14 protein-coding genes and 1 pseudogene are annotated in these 19,601 nt (G+C 61.7%); 9 read left to right on the top strand and 6 right to left on the bottom strand.

Annotated features, from left to right (window positions below):
- The first annotated feature begins 26 nt into the window (after positions 1 to 26).
- On the top strand, positions 27 to 1,244 hold the full coding sequence (locus tag NPS56_RS15120) for a DUF3422 domain-containing protein (RefSeq protein ID WP_274075328.1): 1,218 nt from the start codon (positions 27 to 29) through the stop codon (positions 1,242 to 1,244).
- Here the strand turns inward: NPS56_RS15120 and NPS56_RS15115 are convergent.
- On the bottom strand, positions 1,231 to 2,229 hold the full coding sequence (locus tag NPS56_RS15115) for an AraC family transcriptional regulator (protein WP_274075327.1): 999 nt from the start codon (positions 2,227 to 2,229) through the stop codon (positions 1,231 to 1,233). The genes NPS56_RS15120 and NPS56_RS15115 overlap by 14 nt on opposite strands.
- Positions 2,230 to 2,351: 122 nt before the next feature.
- Here NPS56_RS15115 and NPS56_RS15110 point away from each other — a divergent pair, with 122 nt between their 5' ends.
- A complete protein-coding gene (locus tag NPS56_RS15110; RefSeq protein ID WP_274075326.1) occupies positions 2,352 to 2,753 on the top strand; it encodes a carboxymuconolactone decarboxylase family protein in 402 nt (133 codons plus the stop codon).
- Between the two features lie 61 nt (positions 2,754 to 2,814).
- Here NPS56_RS15110 and NPS56_RS15105 read toward each other — a convergent pair.
- The 5 genes and pseudogenes from NPS56_RS15105 to NPS56_RS15085 form a co-directional block, all read right to left on the bottom strand.
- Positions 2,815 to 3,287 (bottom strand): annotated as a pseudogene (locus tag NPS56_RS15105) (putative sulfate exporter family transporter).
- A 186-nt stretch (positions 3,288 to 3,473) separates the two neighbouring features.
- A complete protein-coding gene (locus tag NPS56_RS15100; protein WP_274075325.1) occupies positions 3,474 to 5,171 on the bottom strand; it encodes an AMP-binding protein in 1,698 nt (565 codons plus the stop codon).
- Between the two features lie 19 nt (positions 5,172 to 5,190).
- Positions 5,191 to 5,517 carry a Rieske (2Fe-2S) protein gene (locus NPS56_RS15095; protein ID WP_274075324.1) on the bottom strand — a complete coding sequence of 109 codons (327 nt, stop codon included), beginning with the start codon at positions 5,515 to 5,517 and terminating at the stop codon, positions 5,191 to 5,193.
- A 60-nt stretch (positions 5,518 to 5,577) separates the two neighbouring features.
- The gene (locus tag NPS56_RS15090) at positions 5,578 to 6,846 is read right to left on the bottom strand and encodes an MFS transporter (protein WP_274075357.1); all 1,269 of its coding nucleotides are present in this window, start codon (positions 6,844 to 6,846) and stop codon (positions 5,578 to 5,580) included.
- A 130-nt stretch (positions 6,847 to 6,976) separates the two neighbouring features.
- On the bottom strand, positions 6,977 to 8,032 hold the full coding sequence (locus tag NPS56_RS15085; protein ID WP_274075323.1) for a 3-keto-5-aminohexanoate cleavage protein: 1,056 nt from the start codon (positions 8,030 to 8,032) through the stop codon (positions 6,977 to 6,979).
- A gap of 184 nt (positions 8,033 to 8,216) precedes the next feature.
- Here NPS56_RS15085 and NPS56_RS15080 point away from each other — a divergent pair, with 184 nt between their 5' ends.
- From NPS56_RS15080 to NPS56_RS15050, 7 genes are all read left to right on the top strand, one after another.
- Positions 8,217 to 9,239: an AraC family transcriptional regulator gene (locus NPS56_RS15080; protein ID WP_274075322.1), complete on the top strand. Its 1,023-nt coding sequence runs from the start codon at positions 8,217 to 8,219 to the stop codon at positions 9,237 to 9,239.
- Between the two features lie 770 nt (positions 9,240 to 10,009).
- Complete coding sequence (locus NPS56_RS15075) at positions 10,010 to 11,914, top strand: DUF1302 domain-containing protein (protein ID WP_274075321.1); 1,905 nt, start codon at positions 10,010 to 10,012, stop codon at positions 11,912 to 11,914.
- Positions 11,915 to 11,949: 35 nt separating this feature from the next.
- Positions 11,950 to 13,308 carry a DUF1329 domain-containing protein gene (locus tag NPS56_RS15070; RefSeq protein ID WP_274075320.1) on the top strand — a complete coding sequence of 453 codons (1,359 nt, stop codon included), beginning with the start codon at positions 11,950 to 11,952 and terminating at the stop codon, positions 13,306 to 13,308.
- A 95-nt stretch (positions 13,309 to 13,403) separates the two neighbouring features.
- A complete protein-coding gene (locus NPS56_RS15065; protein ID WP_274075319.1) occupies positions 13,404 to 14,489 on the top strand; it encodes a WD40/YVTN/BNR-like repeat-containing protein in 1,086 nt (361 codons plus the stop codon).
- Positions 14,490 to 14,517: 28 nt separating this feature from the next.
- Positions 14,518 to 17,025, top strand: a complete 2,508-nt coding sequence (locus NPS56_RS15060; protein ID WP_337994659.1) for an efflux RND transporter permease subunit — start codon at positions 14,518 to 14,520, stop codon at positions 17,023 to 17,025.
- 37 nt (positions 17,026 to 17,062) lie between these two features.
- Complete coding sequence (locus NPS56_RS15055) at positions 17,063 to 18,841, top strand: acyl-CoA dehydrogenase C-terminal domain-containing protein (RefSeq protein WP_274075318.1); 1,779 nt, start codon at positions 17,063 to 17,065, stop codon at positions 18,839 to 18,841.
- Between the two features lie 38 nt (positions 18,842 to 18,879).
- Positions 18,880 to 19,593: an NAD(P)H-dependent oxidoreductase gene (locus NPS56_RS15050; protein ID WP_274075317.1), complete on the top strand. Its 714-nt coding sequence runs from the start codon at positions 18,880 to 18,882 to the stop codon at positions 19,591 to 19,593.
- The last annotated feature ends 8 nt before the right edge of the window (positions 19,594 to 19,601 follow it).

Below are 19,601 nucleotides of genomic sequence, written 5' to 3'. Positions count from 1 at the left end.
AAACAACTCCAACACGGTCATACCCCATGCACCCGTTACGTCAAAGCCTGCACAACGAACTGCACGCGCGCCCGTCACTGTATTTCGATGAACCGGCCCATGTGTTTCACCTGGCCTTCCTCGGCAGCGAGCAGGTGTGCAATGCCTTTCTTCAGGACTGCTGCCTGGCCGGCCTCGATCTGACTGCCGTCCAGGGCATCACCCAGCTCGACGGCCACGCGCTGAAATGGGAGCGCCATGCCGAGTTTTTCACCCTGACCCTTGTGGTCACTTCCTCCAGCGATGAGCTGTCCTGGACGGCGCTGCCCGACGTACTGGCGCAAAAAATCCAGGCGCATTTGCCGGCGCTGATCAATTCGGTGCAGATCGTGGTACGCGGTGAAGCGCAGCTGGAGCTGTCCCGCTACGGCTTCAAGGACCCTTGTGGTTCCTGCGTGGGGGGTGGCGATGCGGTGGTCTGGAGCGATTTTCGGATCAGCGAGGATGGCAGCAACCACCTGTTGTTCATCAACCGGCGCCTGAATGCGTACCGCCAGGGCCGGATGATCCGCCGCCTGCTGGAAATCGAGACCTACCGGATGATGGCCTCGTTATCCCTGACCATGGCCAAGGAAGTGAGCGCGCAGCTGGATGTCTTTGACAAGACCCTGGTCACCCTCTCGGAACGTAACGCCGACCCCGACGGCAGTAATGCCAAAGCCCTGCTGGCGGATATTTCCAACCTGTCTGCCCAGGTGGTCAGCAGCACCGCGAAAACCCGCCACCGCTTCAGTGCCACCCAGGCCTATGCCCAGTTGGTGTTCGAGCGCCTGGGTGAATTGCGCGAAAGTCATGTGGGTGATTGCCAGCGCCTTGGCGTGTTCATCGAACGCCGCTTCAAGCCCACCGTCCGGTACTGCACCGCCACCGAGCAGCGACTGGAGCATCTGGCCGAAAGCGTGGCCAACCTGGGCGATCTGCTGCAGGCACGGGTCCAGGTCGAAATGGAAGAACAGAACTCGGAAATCCTCAAGAGCCTGAACGCCCGCGCCGACGCGCAGATCAAGATCCAGCGCGCCGTGGAAGGCCTGTCGATCATTGCCATCAGCTACTACCTGCTCAGTCTCCTCAAGCTCGGTTACTCGGGGCTGCACCTGCTCGGCGTCGAGCTGACCCCGCGCGAGGCCATGTTCGCCATGGCGCCGCTCGCGATCGGGATTCTTGCGTGGATCATCCTTCATATCAAAAAAGTCAAAGAGCATTGAAACGCCGAAAGGATGACGGACTGCAGGCGAACAGCCGACTGAACCAGCGGGAGAAGGCGCTCAATTCGGAAAAGCCGAGGACACCGGCAATTTCGCTCAAGGGATGGTGGGGGTTAGCCAGGTAACGGGTCGCCAGTTCCCTGCGCACTTGATCCAGCAGCGAAGAAAACGTTGCACCCTCGCGCGTCAGTTGCCGATGCAGCGTCCGGCGGTCACGTCCAAGGTGGGCCGCCACCTGTTCTACGGAGCACCGCCCGGTAGGCAGCAGCGTCCAGATCATCTGGTGCACCTGTTCCAGCACGGCGGTCCTGGAATCTTCGTGAATGCTTTTCAGGTACTGATGAACGTGCCGGGCCATTTCCGGATCGGCACTGGGCAGGGCGCGATCCAGATCACTGCTGCGACAGACAATGCCATCGAGCAAGCAGTTGAACTGTACCGCGGTACCAAACACACGCTGATGCCGGCCATCTTCCCGTGGCGCGCAGTGGCGAAAACACACGGCGGTTGGGTGCCAGTGGTCACCCAGCAGGGTCTTGAGCATCCGGTGAGTCACCGCTACCGCCAACTCTACGGACTGGCGTACGAACAAGTGGCTCACGGTCACCAGTTCAAGCCGCAGCACCGCCACGCCGGCGTTTTCTTCAATCTCCAGGACCAGCCCCTGATTGTGCAGATAAAGAAATTCCTGAAGCGCTTTCAAAGCCGAGCGCAGAGTTGGCTCGCGCCACAGCAGTGCCAGGGGCCCGAGATTGGAGGCTTTGCGACTTTCCGCCAGGCGCAGGCCGAAATCTTCCACGCCGGCTTGCCGCGCCGAACTGTCCAGCAACCGCGCCACCGCATCGATGGAAATTTTCAGGTCTGGCTGCAGCAAGCAGCGCGGCTCAAGACCGACAGCACGCAATTGCTGCATGGGATCGACGTTCATCGAGCGGGCAATTTCCGCGTAATTAGTGAGGCTGGCACTGCGAACAAGACCTTTCATTGAGGCGTTACCCATACGTTGCACATGTCCCGAGATGTCATGCCCGTGCCCCCTGGAGTCAATACGAGGGGCACTGGAATGCTTAGAGTTGAAAGCAACCACTCAACCTTGAGGAACTGCAGATGAACGAAGATCAAACCCGGACCGACACCCCAACCTGCGATGCCATGCGTGAAACCGGCAACTGGAATCCCGCCTGGGACTCACTGACCGAGCTGGATGCGCAATGGGTGGAAAAATTCTTCGGCATGGCCACACACCCGATACGCAAAGGGGTATTGGAACCCAAGACCTTCGAATTGATCGCCATCGCCGTCGATGCCTCCTGTACCCACATGTATGCCCCGGGCGTGCGTCGCCACATCCGCAAGGCACTGGAACTGGGCGTCACCATCGAGGAAATCCTCGCGGTGCTGCAGCTGACCTCGATACTGGGCATCCACAGCATGGCGCTCGGCGCACCGATCCTCATCGAGGAAGCCAAAAGACTCGCCGACGAGGGACCGGTACAAGGCACATTCTGAAATCATCACGACTCCTCCAGCTCTGATGCGAAGGCCGGATCGGCCTTCGCTGATCCGCGCTTTACAATCCCCAGTGCAGCAACAGCAGCACCAACCCGACCAGAAACACGGTTTCCCCGACCATCAGCAGGATCGGCTTGAGGCCGATCGTGGCGAGCTCCTTGAGCTGCGTCTTCATGCCCAGGGCGCTGATGGAGATCACCAGGCACCAGCGCGACAGTTCGTTGACGAAGCCTTGCACCGCCGGCGCGATCCAGCCGGTGCTGTTGATACAGGCCAGGAGCAGGAAGCCCACGGCGAACATGGGCTGCAGCGGAGGGCGCTTGCCAGTGGCGTCCGCGCCCTGTGCACGAACTTGCCATCGCCGGCCAGAAAATTCATCGCGATACCGAGCAGCAGCGCGAACAGCATCACCGGTGCGCCATAGTGCTCGGCGAGTAAGGTCGCCGCGGTGGCAACGATCACGCTGACGAAAAAACCCGGCGCAAGGTCGAGTGCGCGGGTGTGAATATTGACGAGAGCGATAGAGCTCATGGAGTTTTGTCCTCGCAGGCGATGCCATGGGGAGGTGGGCAGCTGCCAGTGCGGCAGATGATTCACTCTAAGGCGATGGCCGCTGGAGAACTTCTCATTTGATGCCAGCGACCTTTCAATTGATGCCAGATTCGGCCGCTGGATTGCCGGGTCGAGCAGGGCGCCATGGACCCGGCGTAGCGTCGTTCATCCGACCAGGATCGATTCAGGCGAACTGCCCGCGGTGGCGAGTACGCGCAAATCCTTGCGCAATATCTTGCCCACCGTGGACTTGGGCAGTGCCGTCAGGAACCGCACCTGGCGCGGTACCTTGTAGGCCGCAAGGTGTGCGCGGCAGTGCTGGACCAGCGTGGCTTCGTCGAGTGTGGCGTTGGCCGCCTTGACGACGTAAAGGCAGACGGATTCACCACTGCGCTCATCCGGCATGCCGATCACCGCGCATTCGCTGACGCCTGGGCAACTGGCGACAACGACCTCCACTTCGTTGGGGTAGACGTTGAAACCCGAGACAATGATCAAGTCCTTTTTGCGATCGACGATCTTGAGCAAACCATCGGCGGCAAAGATGCCAATGTCTCCGGTGCGAAAGTAACCATCGGCGGTAAACGCCTTGGCATTGGCAGTGGGTTTTTGCCAGTAACCGGACATGATCTGCGGCCCCTTGGCGCAAATTTCCCCGGCCTCGCCGAGGGTGGCGGGTTGATCATCGTCCTTGAGCAGCACGATGTCGGTCGAAGGCAGGGGCAAGCCCACAGCCGCCGAAAACTGGCTGCGTCCCATGACGTTCAGGCACAAGATGGCCGACGTCTCGGAGAGGCCGTAGCCTTCGAGGATTTCCTGCCCGGTGATGGTCTTCCACTGTGTGGAGGTGGCCGGCAGAACCGCCGCGCCGCCGCCAATGGCCAGGCGCAGGCGCGAGAAATCCACTTCACCGATGCGCGGATGGCGGACCAGCGCGCCATACAGCGTATTGACCCCGGTCAACAGCGTCGGCCGGGCGTTGATCAGTGTGTCGACCAGGTCATCGCTGTTACGCGCATCGGGGACCAGCCAGTTCTCGGCGCCGGCCGAAAAACCGATCAGCAGATTGATCGTCAGGGCGAACACGTGGAACAGCGGTAGCGCTGTCACCACCACGTTGGCACCCTCGGTGTCGAACATGTCAGGCAGAAAAGCACGCGCCTGCAGGATGTTGGCGATCAGATTGCGGTGTGACAGCGCCGCACCTTTCGAGGGGCCCGTGGTACCCCCGGTGTACTGCAGAAAGAGCAAGTCGTCGCCCGTCAGCTCGACCGGTGTCAACGCCAGCTGGCCGCCCTCGTGCAGGGCATCGGTGAAACGCGTTATCGGAAAGGCCGGCGAGGAGGGGAGGTCGAACTCGCCGTTCCCCACGGGCCCGTCCAGGGTGTCGCCGGGGTGGACCACGATGACTTTCCTGATGGTGGTGCTGACCAGTATCGATTCCAGCGCAGGGAGGGCACTGGCGATGATGACAATGGTCTGGACCCCGGCGTCATTGAGCTGGTGCAAGAGCTCCTGCGGGGTGTACGTCGGGTTGACATTAACCTGGGCTGCACCGGCCCGCAGGATACCGAACATGGCGACTGGAAACGCCGGGATATTGGGCAGCATGACCGCGATACGATCCCCGCGCTGCACGCCCAGGTGCTGCAGGTAGGCAGCCATTGCGCGTGACTGCTGGTCTACATCGCCATAGCTGAGTGAACGCTTGAAGCAGTGGAATGCGGTGTGGCTGGCATAACGCTGCATGGCCTGTTCGGCCATGGCGACAACGGTAGGACAGGCATCCGGGTTGATATCGGCAGGTACGCGGGCGTCGTAACTCTGTTGCCAATGACGAGGGGGAGTGAAGGGTGTGGTCATGATCAACCTGCTATTGAAGTTATTGGTGGCGGGTGATGGGTTGGGGCAGAGTGATACGAATGCGTTCGTCGACGACCTCTACCGGATAGGCGCGCACGTTCATGCCACCACCGCGCATGCAGCCAGTGGCGAGGTCGAAGCTCAGGCCATGGGCGGGGCATCGCACGAAGCGACCCTCGAGTTTGCCGAACAACAGCGAGGCGCCGCTGTGGGGGCAACTGTCGTCGATGGCGTAAATCTGGCCATCGATGTTGAACACTGCGATATCGATGCCGTCGGATCGCACGCGAGCGCGCTTGCCGATGCCCAGGTCAACGGAACCGGGCACATCCAGGGTATGCGTCATGTTTTGCCTCCAGAGTGTGGCGGGGCTTGGCCGGCGACTGGCGCTTGCGATGGCGCCCGATCAGGAACAGGGTTGCGGGCAGATGCGCTCAAGATCAGTGCGATAGTTGCGAACCCCGACCATCAGCACCAACGCGGCGGCAATCCCCGCCAAGGGCAGCAGTTGCAGGGCCGAGGCCAGGCCAATGCGATCGGCGAGCAAGCCGGTGACGAAGGGGCCCGGGGCCATGCCCAGCAGGTTGTTGGCAATGGCCAGTGTGGCCATGGCGGTGCTGTGCAGGGCCGGCGGCGTCAGGTCGGCGACCATGGTGCCGGAGGGGCCGACGATGCCGCCGCCCACGAACATCGCCAGGCCGATCATCACCAGTTGAGCAATACCCACCGGCAGCGCAAAGGCCAGGGTCAACAGCGCACTGCAGAGCAGGCAATAGCCCATGGTCAAGCGGATCTTGCGGGTTGGCGAACCGTTGCAAAGCCGGTCGGCGATGGCGCCGCACAGTGGCATGCCGACCGCCGTGCAAAGCATGAAGAGGGCGGCGATGGCACCGGCGCTGGTCAGCGGCATGTCGTAGAAGCGATTCAGATAGCTGGGCAACCACGTCAGCAAGGCGGCGATGGCGAACAACTGCAGGCCGCTACCGATATAGATGCTCAGCACCGACGACGTCGAGAACAGGCTGCTGAGTGGAGGATGGGCCTCGGCCGGGCTCGAGCCCGAGCGAGTGCGTGGCGATTCAAGGCGGCCAGGGCGCACGACCAACGCGTACACGACCGTCAGCCCAATGCCATAGATGGCCATGCCCACAAAGGACGCTCGCCAGCCAAAATGGCTCGCGAGCACTCCGCCCAGGCCAATGCCGAGCACGGAACCGACCATGCTCCCGGCCAGGAAGGCCCCAGTGACCGTGGACCGCTGCTGCGGTGGAAAGATGCTCAGTACCACGGCCAGTCCGACGCTGCCATAGGCCGCTTCGCCGACGCCGATGAAGAAGCGCGCGACGAACATTTCCTGATAGTCGGAGGCGAAACCGCACATCAGGGTGGCCAGGCTCCAGATCGCCGCCATCAGAATGAGGCTGCGGATGCGTCCCAGGCGATCGGCGACCACCGACAGCGGAAAGGCCAGCACACCGACGGCAATGGCGACGACGCCGGACAGCGCGCCCAGCTCGGAATCGGAGAGGCCCCATTCGGCCTTGAGCTGCGGAAAAACCACCGTCAGCACCTGCCGCGACATGAAGTCTGACAGCAGCAGGCCGAAGGTGAGGGCGAAGACCACCCAGGCGTAGGGCCTTGCGACGCGTCGCCAGGTGTCACTGCGTACTTCCATTGGTGCATGCAAAGTCACGGAGTCTTTCCTCTTGTTACGGCCGCGTGCAATTCGCAGCTCTTGAAATGACGTGTTGCGGGGTTTGCGGGACGCACGCCGGTCTGGCAAGCGTGCCACCCGCAGGGTGAGCTCAGCCGAATTGGGTAAAGCCTTTCTGACCGGATTGACGGTTCGGCGCAAAGCCGTTCTCGGCCAGCGTCTCGTCGGCGTCCTTGTAGAACGTGCCGATCTTGTAGATCTCGCGGGCTTCTTTGCCATTGGCCACTTCACGACCCATTTCCCGGGAAATGCGCACCAGTTGCTCGATCTGCTCGACGTTGCTCATCTTGCGATCACGGCCCTGGGTCCAAAGGTTGTCCTCGGTGCCGCAACGCACATGCATGCCCATGGCAATCGCCATCACGTTCAGCGGCAAGACATTGAGCATGGCGGTTTCCAGAGTCAGCACGGCACCGTCCGGACAGGCACGCACGAAGTTCGCCAGGTTGTAGAGGTTGGGCGCGTCCGAGCCACCACCAATCGCCACCCAGGTCAGGACCAACGGCACGTTGCAGACGCCACGGCGCATCATGCGCTCGACTGTTTCGAACGAGGGGATGTTGCCGAGCTGGAATTGCGTCTGAATGCCAGCTGCCGAGAGGCGCTTGATGTGCTCTTCAACCCATTCCGGGCCGGCCGGAATGGTCATTTCGCGGTAGGCGCGATAGATCTCTGGTGTGGCAATGCTGGTGCCGGCAAGATCGGCCTCGCACATTTGCTCGACGATGTTCATCTGGTTGCTGTTGATGGCAATCGTCACCTGGTCGGGCTTGGGCGAGAGTTCGGCAAGCATGTGGCGGGTGTCATCGGAGAGCCATTTGGCGACGTCGCTATCACCTTCCGGGGCGAAGGAAATCGAGCCACCGACCTGAATGATCATGTCCGGTACCGCTTCTCGTACGCCGGCGATCAGTTCATTGAACTTGGACAGTCGCTTGGAGCCTTTACCATCGAGCTCACGGACATGCAGGTGAAGCACAGTAGCGCCGGCGTTGTAGCAATCGACAGCCATTTGCACCTGCTCTGCCATGGTGACGGGGATGTCTTCCGGGAAGTCCGAAGGCATCCACTCCGGCGCGTAGGGAGCAACGGTGATGACGAGCTTCTGTTGATTTTCGGGGTGCAGGGATCCGTCGAGAAAGTTCATGCATGACTCCAATCTGTTGTTGTTTTTGTGACGCGGGTTTATGGCTTTCACTCTGGGCCAGCTGACCGCTGCAAACTTCTCATGTCATGCCAAAAAGCTTTCATTTCGTGCCAGGAACCGCGGTGCTGGCAATCGGTGCCATATAATCGATCGCAGGCGGTAAACATCAGGCAGGGGAGATGAGATGGACGCGTTCGTAAGAGCCGCAACGCTCAAGCACTACATCGAGGTGGCGCAGACTCTGGCTTTGAATCCGGGCGAGATGCTGCGTGACGTCGGCTTGCTGCCAACCCTGCTCGACGACCCGGAATCCTTGCTGCCGCTGGATGCGGCGCTCAGGCTGCTGGAGAATTCCGCCGAGCGTTCAGCGTGCCCGACCTTTGGCTTGCGCATGGCACAAGCGCGGCGCATGTCGGATATCGGAGTGGTCAGTTTGCTGCTCAGCCATCAGCGCACGCTACGGGACATGTTGCTGACCAGTATCGAGTATCGGCACCTGCTCAACCGGACGCTGGCCATGAACCTGGAGACCACGGGCAATATGGTGCTGATCCGCGAGGAGATCATGGCAGAGGCGGGCATGCCCAAGCGTCAAGCCACCGAACTGGCCATTGGTATCCTGCACCGTACGTGCAAGTCGGTCATGGGCAACCAGTGGAATCCGCAGAGTGTTCATTTCAGCCATGAAGCGCCGGCAAGTGCGCATGAACACACGCGATTCTTCCGCTGCCGGGTGGTGTTCGACGCCGAATTCGATGGCATCTTTTGCAGTAAGGAGGACATCGATCAACTCAACCCACAGGCCGACCTGGCGATGGCCGGCTATGCCCGTCAGTTCATGGACTCGATGGCAGGCGCCAACGAACGCTCGGTGATTTTCGACGTGCGCAAGGCGATCTATCTGTTGATGCCGGTTGGACGCGCCACTATCCATCAGGTGGCTTACGCCCAAGCGGTCAGTGTGCGAACCCTGCAACGGGAACTCGACGAAGAAGGCCTGACATTTTCCGCGTTGCTCAACGCGGTACGTCGCGAACTGGCGCTGCGCTACATGGAAAACCGCAACTATTCCCTGCAGCGTGTGGGGATGATGCTCGGTTATACGGTTCCCACCTCATTCACGCGCTGGTTCTGCGCCGAATTCGGCTGTGCACCACGGGAATGGCGCAACCGCAACAAACAGCTCGCCAGCGATTCCTTCACCTGACCGCTCGATGTCCCACTGTAGGAGCCGGCTTGCCGGCGAAGGCGTCCTGACAGCCAACCAATCTCTCGCGACTGTCCCCAATCAACTGTAGGAGCCGGCTTGCCGGCGAAGGCGTCCTGACAGCCAACCAATCTCTCGCGGCTGTCCCCAATCAACTGTAGGAGCCGGCTTGCCGGCGAAGGCGTCCTGACAGCCAGCCAATCTCTCGCGACTGTCCCCAATCAACTGTAGGAGCCGGCTTGCCGGCGAAGGCGTCCTGACAGCCAGCCAATCTCTCGCGGCTGTCCCCAATCAACTGTAGGAGCCGGCTTGCCGGCGAAGGCGTCCTGACAGCCAACCAATCTCTCGCGACTGTCCCCAATCAACTGTAGGAGCCGGCTTGCCGGCGAAGGCGTCCTGACAGCCAGCCAATCTCTCGCGGCTGTATCCCATCCACTGTGGGAGCGGGCTTGCCCGCGAATGCGATGGGCCAGTCACCATCAATGTCGGCTGTGATGGCCTCTTCGCGGGCAAGCCCGCTCCCACAGGTCTTGCGAATGCCGCTCGATGATGGGGCGACCGGCCGGCCTGACCGGTTTTAACGACCGCCTGTCCGGCGTCCCGAAATGTCAAACCCATGCCCCGGCAAGTCAATCCGGTTCACAGCGATTTTCTTAAAGTGAATTCCGGGATCAGCGCTAACCCCACCCGTAGCACGACCCCAATTACACGTCGTTAGCCGCCATGGCTGACCTCAAGCCACAACAAAAACAATAAAGGTGTATCACCCGATGAAGAGTCGCAATCTCCTGTCTGCGCGACGCCAATTGCTCGCCACGGCTATCCTGGCCACGAGCCTGCCGGCTGCCCACGCTTTCGAGCTGGATACCGGTAGCGAGGACTGGTCGGTCCGTTTCGACAACACCGTCAAGTACAACTATGGCGTGCGGACGGAAAGTGCCGACACGCGCATCCTGGGTACGCCCAACAGTAACGACGGTGATTACAACTTCCGCAAATCCGGCACCAACATCACCAACCGTGTCGACCTGCTGACCGAGCTGGATGTGGTCTACCAGAACAAGACCGGTTTTCGTGTCAGCACGGCGAGCTGGTACGACAAGGCATATGAAAATACCGGCTCGAACGCCAACCCGTTCCCCAATGGCAACGACGATTATTCTTCGATCGCCGGGTTTGGCGGTCGTCCAGGCGCGCCGGCCGTGTTTGGCAGCCCGCACCTGAGCAACTATGCCCAGCGCTACTACAACGGGCCGTCCGGTGAAGTGCTCGATGCCTTCGTGTTCTACAACACCCAGGTGGGCGACGATTCCCAGCTCAGTATCAAGGCTGGCCAGCACAACGTGTTCTGGGGCGAGACGGTACTCAGTCCGGTGCATTCGCTGAGCTATGGCCAGGCGTCCCTCGACCTGGCAAAGGCGGCCGCATCGCCCGGTACCGAAGCCAAGGAGCTGTTCGTTCCACGCAACCAGATCTCCACGACCTTTACCCTCAACCCCGAACTGACCTTCGGCGCCCAGTATTTCCTCGATTGGGAAGGCGCGCGCTTGCCTGAGGCCGGGACCTTCTACAGTGGGTCCGACGTGGTGGGCTTCGGCGCTCAGTCATTCCTCCTGGGGCATACCGGCGGTGCGGGACTGGCGGGGCCGAACGGCACGCTGACCACCGTTCGACGCGGGCATGACTACACCCCGGACAACCGCGGGGACTGGGGCCTGATGCTCAAATGGTCGCCCGAGTGGCTGGACGGAACCCTGGGTGCCTACTATCGCAAGACTTCGGACATCCTCCCGCAAGCTGTTCTCGACACCCGAGGCTTGACCAGTGTCGGGGGAGTGGCGGGACTGCGCAACTCGATCGGCACGACCTCCTATGAATTCGCTTATGGCGATGACATCGACATCTACGGCCTGAGCCTGTCCAAGGAAGTGGGCGGCGTCAGCATCGGCAGTGATTTGAACATTCGCCACAACATGCCGCTGGCCAGCATTCCGGCAATCATCAGCGCCGCAGGGCCTGGCGGCTTGCAGGCCGGGCTTGGCTTGCTGCCGGCGCGTAATCCGGGTACCGGCGTGATCACCGATGTGCCACGCGACGGTGACAGCCTGGCCGCCACGGGCGACACACTGCACTGGACCATCAACGGCCTGGTCGCCATCGCCGACACGCCGCTGTTCGATTCGGCGACCCTGTTGGGCGAGCTGTATTACAGCAACCTGTTGAGCCTCGATAGCAAGAACAAGGCGCTCTACAAGGGCGAAGACACCTATCGCGGTGTCGACAAGCCGACCCGCGACAACTGGGGCATCGCCGTCAACTTCACGCCGACCTGGTACCAGGTGTTTCCCGGTGTGGACCTGAGCGCGCCAATGTCGGTCAACGTCGGTATCGACGGTGTTTCGCCTGTGGTAGCGGGCGGTGCGCAAGATGCCGGCAACTATGCGGTCGGGGTGAGCGCGGCCATCTACAACAAGTACTACGTCGACCTCAAGTACGTCGACGCCTTCGGCAAAACCACCGACTGCAACGACGGCGCCACCGATGGTGCGACCCCTAACGCCCTTGATGGCACGCAGCGGTACACCTGCTATGCGGGCGGTCTTGCCTCGGCCTCCGGTTCCGGTGCCACCGAGGACCGGGGCGCGGTTTACCTGACCCTGAAAACCACCTTCTGATTCACCCAGCCTCGCGAAAGCAGGAGAACAACAAGATGAAATTCGCCTATACCCTGATGGCCGCTTCTCTGGCCCTGGCCCTTGCCGGGCCTGCCCACGCCGCCGTCGATGCCTCTGAAGCCGCCAAACTGGGTAACCAGTTGACCCAGGTCGGCGCCGAAAAAGCCGGTAATGCCGACGGTTCCATTCCGGCCTATCAAGGTGGCCTGAGCACGCCCCCGGCCGGCTTCAAGGCGGGCGACAAATTGCGCCCGGACCCTTTCGCTGCCGAAAAGCCGCTGCTGGTGATCGATGGCAAGAACGTCGACCAGTACAAGGGCCAACTGACCGCGGTGACCGCCGAGCTGGCCAAACGTTATCCCAGCTTCAAAATCGAGGTTTTCCCGACCCACCGCACTGCCGCGTTGCCTAAAGGCGTGCTGGACAATACGGTAAAAAATGCCACGGCGGCACGCTCCACCGAAGGCGGCAATTCCATCGAAAATGCGCTGCCAGGCATTCCATTCCCGATCCCCAAGACCGGTGCCGAGGCGATCTGGAACCACTTGCTGCGTTATCAGGGCGTCAACCTGCAGACCAAGTACGACAACTGGAATGTCGACTCCGCCGGCGTCGCCAGCCTGGCCACCACCGGTATCGCCCAGATCAACTATGCCGCCTATGACGACCTGGCCAAACCGCTGGCCGCCGCAGACACCTATTACCAGATCAAGCTGGCCTTCACCGGTCCTGCCCGTCGTGCCGGCGAGGCTGTGTTGGTGCGCGATGCGGTCAATCCGCTGGAGCAACCGCGCCGTGGCTGGCAATACCTGCCGGGCCAGCGCCGCGTGAAGCTGGCGCCGAGCCTGGCCTACGACACGCCTAACCCGGGCAGCGCGGGCGCCTCGACCTGGGATGATTCCTTTGTGTTCAACGGTGCCCTGGACCGCTTCGACTGGAAGCTGGTCGGCAAGCAGGAAATGATCGTTCCGTACAACACTTACCGTGTGACCTATCAAAACGATCTGAAGCCGATGATGACCCCCAACCACTTGGCGCCCGAGTTCGTGCGCTGGGAAAAACACCGGGTGTGGGTGGTCGAGGCGACCCTCAAGCCAGGCGCCCGGCACATTTACGCCAAGCGCCGCTTCTACCTGGATGAGGACAGCTGGGTCGCCCTGGCATCCGACCAATACGACGCGAACGGCCAGCTCTACCGCGGCGTCTTCACCTTCCTCAGCCAAAGCTACGACCAGCAAGTGCCGGATGCCTCGCCTTACCTGAGCTATGACCTGGTCGGTGGCACGTACAGCGCCGTCGGCTTTCCAGGCCCCTACGGCGGCATCAAGTACAGCGAGGCGCTGAGCAAGACCCAGTGGTCTCCTGAATCGCTGGCGGGTTCCGGTATCCGCTGACAGCTTCGCCGCTACTGCCGATTGCTGATCGCGCAGTTTTTGCGCCGGGTCGTACCCAGGTACCACCCGGCGCCTTTTTGCCAAGAGGGCGCAACATGGGCTCCTGTAACAAGAAGATCGCGCCACGGGTGCTGGGGATGCTGGGGATGCTGCTGGTATTGCTGCAGGGCGGCGCGCAGGCATCATCCTACGTTGACGTGCTGGACCTGCCGGCGCAGTCCAGTGCACTGGTGCAGCGCAGCCCCTTGCTCGGGGTGACCCAGGCAGGGCAGCGCCTGGTCACAGTGGGCCAGCGTGGCCATATCCTTTATTCAGATGACGCCGGCCTGCGCTGGCAGCAGGCCGACGTGCCGGTCAGCTCTGACCTCACGGCGGTGAGTTTCCCTTCGGCAACCCAGGGCTGGGCGGTCGGCAATGACGGCGTGGTGTTGCACAGCAGCGATGCCGGCGTCACCTGGACCCGGCAACTCGATGGCCGCCAGATCGGCGAGCTGATGCTCAAGCACTACAGCGCCCTGGCCAAGGCCGAGCCGCAGGTCGAGCAATGGGCCCTGTTGGCCGCCGACGGCCAGCGGCTGATGGAGGAGGGTGCCGACAAACCGCTGCTCGACGTCTGGTTCGCCAACGACAAGGTCGGCTATGTGGTCGGCGTGTTCAACGTGATCCTGCGCACCGAAGACGGCGGCCAGACCTGGACCCCATTCCAGGATCGTACCGACAACCCGCAAGGTTTCCACCTCAACGCCATCACCTCCACCGGCGATGCGCTGTACATCGCCGGCGAACAAGGCCTGCTGCTCAAATGGGATGACGCCCGCCAGCGTTTCATGGCACTGCAGACGCCTTATGAGGGCAGCTTTTTCGGTGTGGTCGGCCAGCCCGGCGAAGTACTCGCCTATGGCCTGCGCGGTCATGTATATCGCAGCGCCGATGGCGGGCTCAGCTGGACCCGGCTCGACAATGACCTGCAGGTCAGCGTCACCGCTGCCACGCTGGACGTCGACGGCCGCTTCCGGCTGTTCACCCAGGCCGGGCACATGCTCATGAGCCGAGGGGGTAATGCCCCGCTGCAACTGATGCCGCAAGCCCGACAGTCACCGGTGGCCGGTGCCGCATTGGCCGTCAATGGTGCGCTGGTGCTGGTTGGCGGTCTTGGTGTGCGTACGCTGCCCGTCGAATAACGATAAGAACCAGAGTGAGTACCCAGACATGGGCAATTTGAAGCAAGACACCCTGCCGGTGATCCGCGAACTGCCGGACTTCGACCGGCGCTCCGGCAATCTGCTGGAACGGCTGGTGTTCAACCATCGACCGCTGTTCATGCTGCTCATGGCCCTGGCCACCGTGGTCCTGGGCTACATGGCCATGACCCGCCTGGAACTGCGCCCCAGCTTCGAAAAGATGATTCCGCAGAGCCAGCCCTACATCCAGAATTACCTGGAGAACCGCCAGTCGCTGCGCGGCCTGGGCAACTCGGTGCGGGTGGTGGTGGAGAACACCCGGGGCGACATCTTCGATCCGCACTACCTGACGGTCCTCAAGCAGGTCAATGACGAGCTGTTTCTCATGCAGGGCGTCGACCGCGCCTGGATGAAATCGCTGTGGAGTTCGGCGGTGCGCTGGACCGAAGTTACCGAGCAAGGCTTCCAGGGCGGCACGGTGATGCCTGACAGTTATCAGGGTTCTGCATCGGACATCGAGCAACTGCGCCAGAACATCAACCGTGCCGGCATCGTCGGCAGCCTGGTGGCCAGCGACTACAAGTCGAGCATGCTGATCGTGCCGCTGTTGGACAAGGCCACGGCCACCGGCCAGGGCATCAACTACCACGCCTTTTCCCGCCAGCTCGAAGAGCGCTTGCGCGACAGGATCGAGTTCGCCAGCGACGCCGTGCACAAGGCCGGGGAGGAGGGCAAAGGTCAATACAAGATCCGTGTGATCGGTTTCGCCAAATTGATGGGCGACCTGATCGACGGCCTGATCCAGGTGATGATGTTCTTCGGCCTGGCCGTGGTCACCTCGCTGCTGATCATCTACGCCTACACCCGTTGCGTGCGCAGCACCTTGCTGGTGGTCGGCTGCTCGCTGATCGCGGTGGTCTGGCAGTTGGGCATCGTCGCCTGGCTGGGTTATGCCATCGACCCGTATTCTGTGCTGGTGCCGTTTTTGATCTTCGCCATCGGCGTGTCCCACGCGGCGCAGAAGATGAACGGGATCATGCAGGACATCGCCCGTGGCACCCACAAGCTGATCGCCGCGCGCTATACGTTTCGCCGTCTGTTCATCGCTGGCGTCACCGCGTTGCTGGCCGATGCGGTGGGCTTCGCCGTGCTGATGCTGATCGACATTCCGGTGATCCAGGACCTGGCGATCACCGCCAGCATCGGTGTGGCGGTGCTGATTTTTACTTCCTTGCTGCTGATGCCGGTGGCGCTGTCCTATATCGGCGTCGGGCGCAAGGCGGCCGAGCGCGCGCTGAAAATCGACACCCGTGCCGAGCACCACAAAGGCTTCGGCAAACTCTGGGACCTGCTCGATCGCTTCACCACCCGCAAGTGGGCCACCGGCACCGTGCTGGTCGCCGTGTTGCTGGGCATCGGCGGCTTCATGGTCAGCCTGCAACTGAAAATCGGCGACCTCGACAGCGGGGCACCGGAGTTGCGTGCCGAGTCGCGCTACAACCGCGACAACGCCTACATCACCAGCCACTACGCGCTATCCAGCGATCAGTTCGCAGTGATGATCAAGACCGCGCCGGAAGGCTGCCTGGACTACAAGACCCTGATCCTGGCCGACCGCCTGGCCTGGAAGCTGCAGCAGCACCCGGGGGTGCAGACCACCGTGTCACTGGTCAATGCCGTGCGCCAGATCACCGCCGGCACCTTTGAGGGCAACCCCAAGCTCAACAACATCCAGCGCAATCAAAACGTGCTGAACTACGCCGCGCAACAGGCCTCGGTCAACGCCCCGGAGCTGTTCAACACTGACTGCTCGCTGATGCCGGTGATCGCCTACCTCAAGGATCACAAGGCCGAGACCCTCGACGCCGTGGTGGAGATCGCCGAGCAGTTCGCCAGGGAAAACAGCAGCGAGGATCGCCAGTTCCTGTTGGCCGCCGGCAACGCCGGCATCGAAGCGGCCACCAACATCGTGGTACGCGAGGCCAATCGCACCATGCTGCTCTATGTTTATCTGGCGGTGACGCTGTTCTGCCTGATCACCTTCCGCAGTTGGCGCGCCACGCTGGTGGCGCTGCTGCCGCTGGTGCTGACCTCGATTCTTTGCGAAGCCTTGATGGTGGCCATGGGCATCGGCGTGAAGGTGGCGACCTTGCCCGTGATTGCCCTGGGCGTAGGGATCGGGGTGGACTACGCCTTGTACCTGCTCAGCGTGCAACTGCAGTACCAGCGCCAGGGACTGTCGCTGTCCGAGGCCTATCGCAAGGCCGTGGCCTTCACCGGCCGGGTGGTCGGGCTGGTCGGTATCACCCTGGCCGCCGGCGTAGTGTGCTGGGTCTGGTCGCCAATCAAGTTCCAGGCCGACATGGGCATTCTGCTGACCTTCATGTTCCTGTGGAACATGCTTGGGGCGCTGATCCTGATTCCGGCGCTGTCGTATTTCCTTTTGAACGACGATCGGCGCCGCCAGGAAGCGGGAGTCCAGGGTCAAGTCACCGGCCTCAAGCCTCACTACGATACGGGCACTAACGAATCCTGAATCTGCATTGTCCAATTTTCAAGCGAGCGATTTCATCATGGCTGACTACAAAGCACCCCTGCGCGATATGCGTTTTGTTCTGAATGAAGTGTTCGAGGTTTCCAGGCTTTGGGCGCAACTGCCAGCCCTGGCCAATGTGGTGGACGAAGACACCGCCAGCACCATTCTCGAAGAAGCCGGCAAAGTCATCGCCGGCACCATTGCCCCGCTGAACCGCAGCGGCGATGAACAAGGCTGCTCCTGGGCCGACGGCGCGGTGCAGACCCCCAAGGGTTTCCCCGAGGCCTACCAGACCTACGCCGCTGGCGGCTGGACCAGCGTCGGTGGCGACGAACGGTTCGGGGGCATGGGCATGCCCAAGGTGATTTGCGCCCAGGTCGAAGAAATGCTCAACTCGGCCAACCTGTCTTTCGGCCTGTATCCAATGCTGACCGCTGGCGCCTGCCTGTCGATCAACGCCCACGCCAGCGAAGAACTGAAGGCTGCGTACCTGCCGAACATGTACGCCGGTGTCTGGGCCGGTTCCATGTGCCTGACCGAGCCACACGCCGGTACCGACCTGGGTATCATCCGCACCAGGGCCGAGCCGCAAGCCGACGGCAGCTACAAGGTCAGCGGCACCAAGATCTTCATCACTGGCGGTGAGCACGACCTCACTGAAAACATCATTCACCTGGTGTTGGCCAGGCTGCCGGATGCTCCGCCAGGACCCAAAGGCATTTCGCTGTTCCTGGTACCGAAATTCCTGGTCGATGCCAACGGTGCGTTGGGCGCGCGCAACAGCCTGTCCTGCGGCTCGATCGAGCACAAGATGGGCATCAAGGCCTCGGCCACCTGCGTGATGAATTTCGACGGCGCCACCGGCTACATCATCGATGCGCCGAACAAGGGCCTGGCGGCGATGTTCACCATGATGAACTATGAACGCCTGGGCGTCGGGATCCAGGGCCTGTCCCTCGGTGAACGCTCCTATCAGAACGCCGTCGAATACGCCCGCGACCGAATCCAGAGCCGGGCGCCAACCGGCCCGGCCGATCCGGACAAGCTCGCCGACCCGATCATCGTGCACCCGGACGTGCGTCGCATGTTGCTGACCATGAAAGCGTTGAACGAAGGCGGCCGCGCGTTCTCCAGCTACGTCGCCCTGCAACTCGATAGCGCAAAATTCAGCGAAGACGCCGCCACCCGCCAACGCGCGCAAGCACTGGTGGTCCTGCTGACGCCGGTGGCCAAGGCGTTCCTCACCGACATGGGGCTGGAAACCACGGTGCATGGACAGCAGATCTTCGGCGGTCATGGTTTTATCCGTGAATGGGGCCAGGAACAGCTGATCCGCGACTGCCGCATTACCCAGATCTACGAAGGCACCAATGGCATCCAGGCACTCGACCTGCTGGGTCGTAAAGTACTCGGCAGTGGCGGGGCGTACTACCACCTGTTCGCTGACGAAATTCGGCAATTCACCGCTTCGGTCGGCGCTGACCTGATGGAGTTCACCCAACCGCTGAACGACGCTGTGCAGACCCTCGACGAACTGACCGCATGGCTACTGGATCGGGCGGCATCCAACCCGAATGAAATCGGTGCGGCGTCAGTCGAGTACCTGCACGTATTGGGCTACACCGCTTACGCCTACATGTGGGCGCTGATGGCGCGTACCGCGTTGCAAAAGCAGGACCAGGATGTTTTTTACCGGACCAAACTGGGAACTGCGCGCTTCTTCTTCGCTCGCCTGTTGCCTCGGGTCCACTCCCTGGCCGCTGCGGTCAGGGCCGGTAGCGAGAGCCTGTTCCTGCTCGATGCCGATCAATTCTGACGTGACGAACGCATCAACCCCATTTCAAGGACCCCCCCATGAACGTTTTAATCGTGCATGCCCATCCCGAACCGAAATCCTTTACCGCGGCGCTGCGCGACCAGGCGGTCGAGACCTTGCAGGCGCAAGGGCATCAAGTCCGGGTATCCGACCTCTACGCGATGAACTGGAACCCGGTGGCCAGTGCAGAGGACTTCTGCGTCAGGGAGAATCCCGAATACCTGGTCTACGCCCTCGAGCAACGACGCAACAGCAAGGAGCAGACCCTCGCCGCCGATATCCAGCAGGAGCTGGACAAACTGTTGTGGGCGGACCTGCTGATCCTCAATTTCCCGATCTACTGGTTCTCCACGCCGGCGATTCTCAAGGGCTGGATTGACCGGGTGCTGGTATCCGGCATCTGCTACGGCGGCAAGCGCTTCTATGATCAAGGCGGCCTGAGCGGCAAGAAAGCCCTGGTGACGGTGACCTTGGGCGGGCGTGAACACATGTTCGGCGAGGAAGCCATCCATGGTCCCCTGGAAGACATGTTGCGCCCGCTGTTGCGCGGGACGCTGGCCTATGTCGGGCTGGAGGTGCTGCCGCCTTTTGTCGGCTGGCACGTGCCGTACATCAGCGCTGAAGACCGACAGGCATTTTTGCTCAGCTATCGCCAGCGCTTGGAAAATATCGAAGCGGATGAGCCCATCCAATACCCACGCTTGAGTCAGTTCGATGATCGGCTGTATCCGCTCCAACCCATTACCTTGTGATGCCTGGA

The sequence above is a fragment of the Pseudomonas putida genome (assembly GCF_028682635.1).
Classification (GTDB): Bacteria; Pseudomonadota; Gammaproteobacteria; order Pseudomonadales; family Pseudomonadaceae; genus Aquipseudomonas; species Aquipseudomonas putida_AE.
This window is presented reverse-complemented; position numbering and strand designations above follow the sequence as displayed.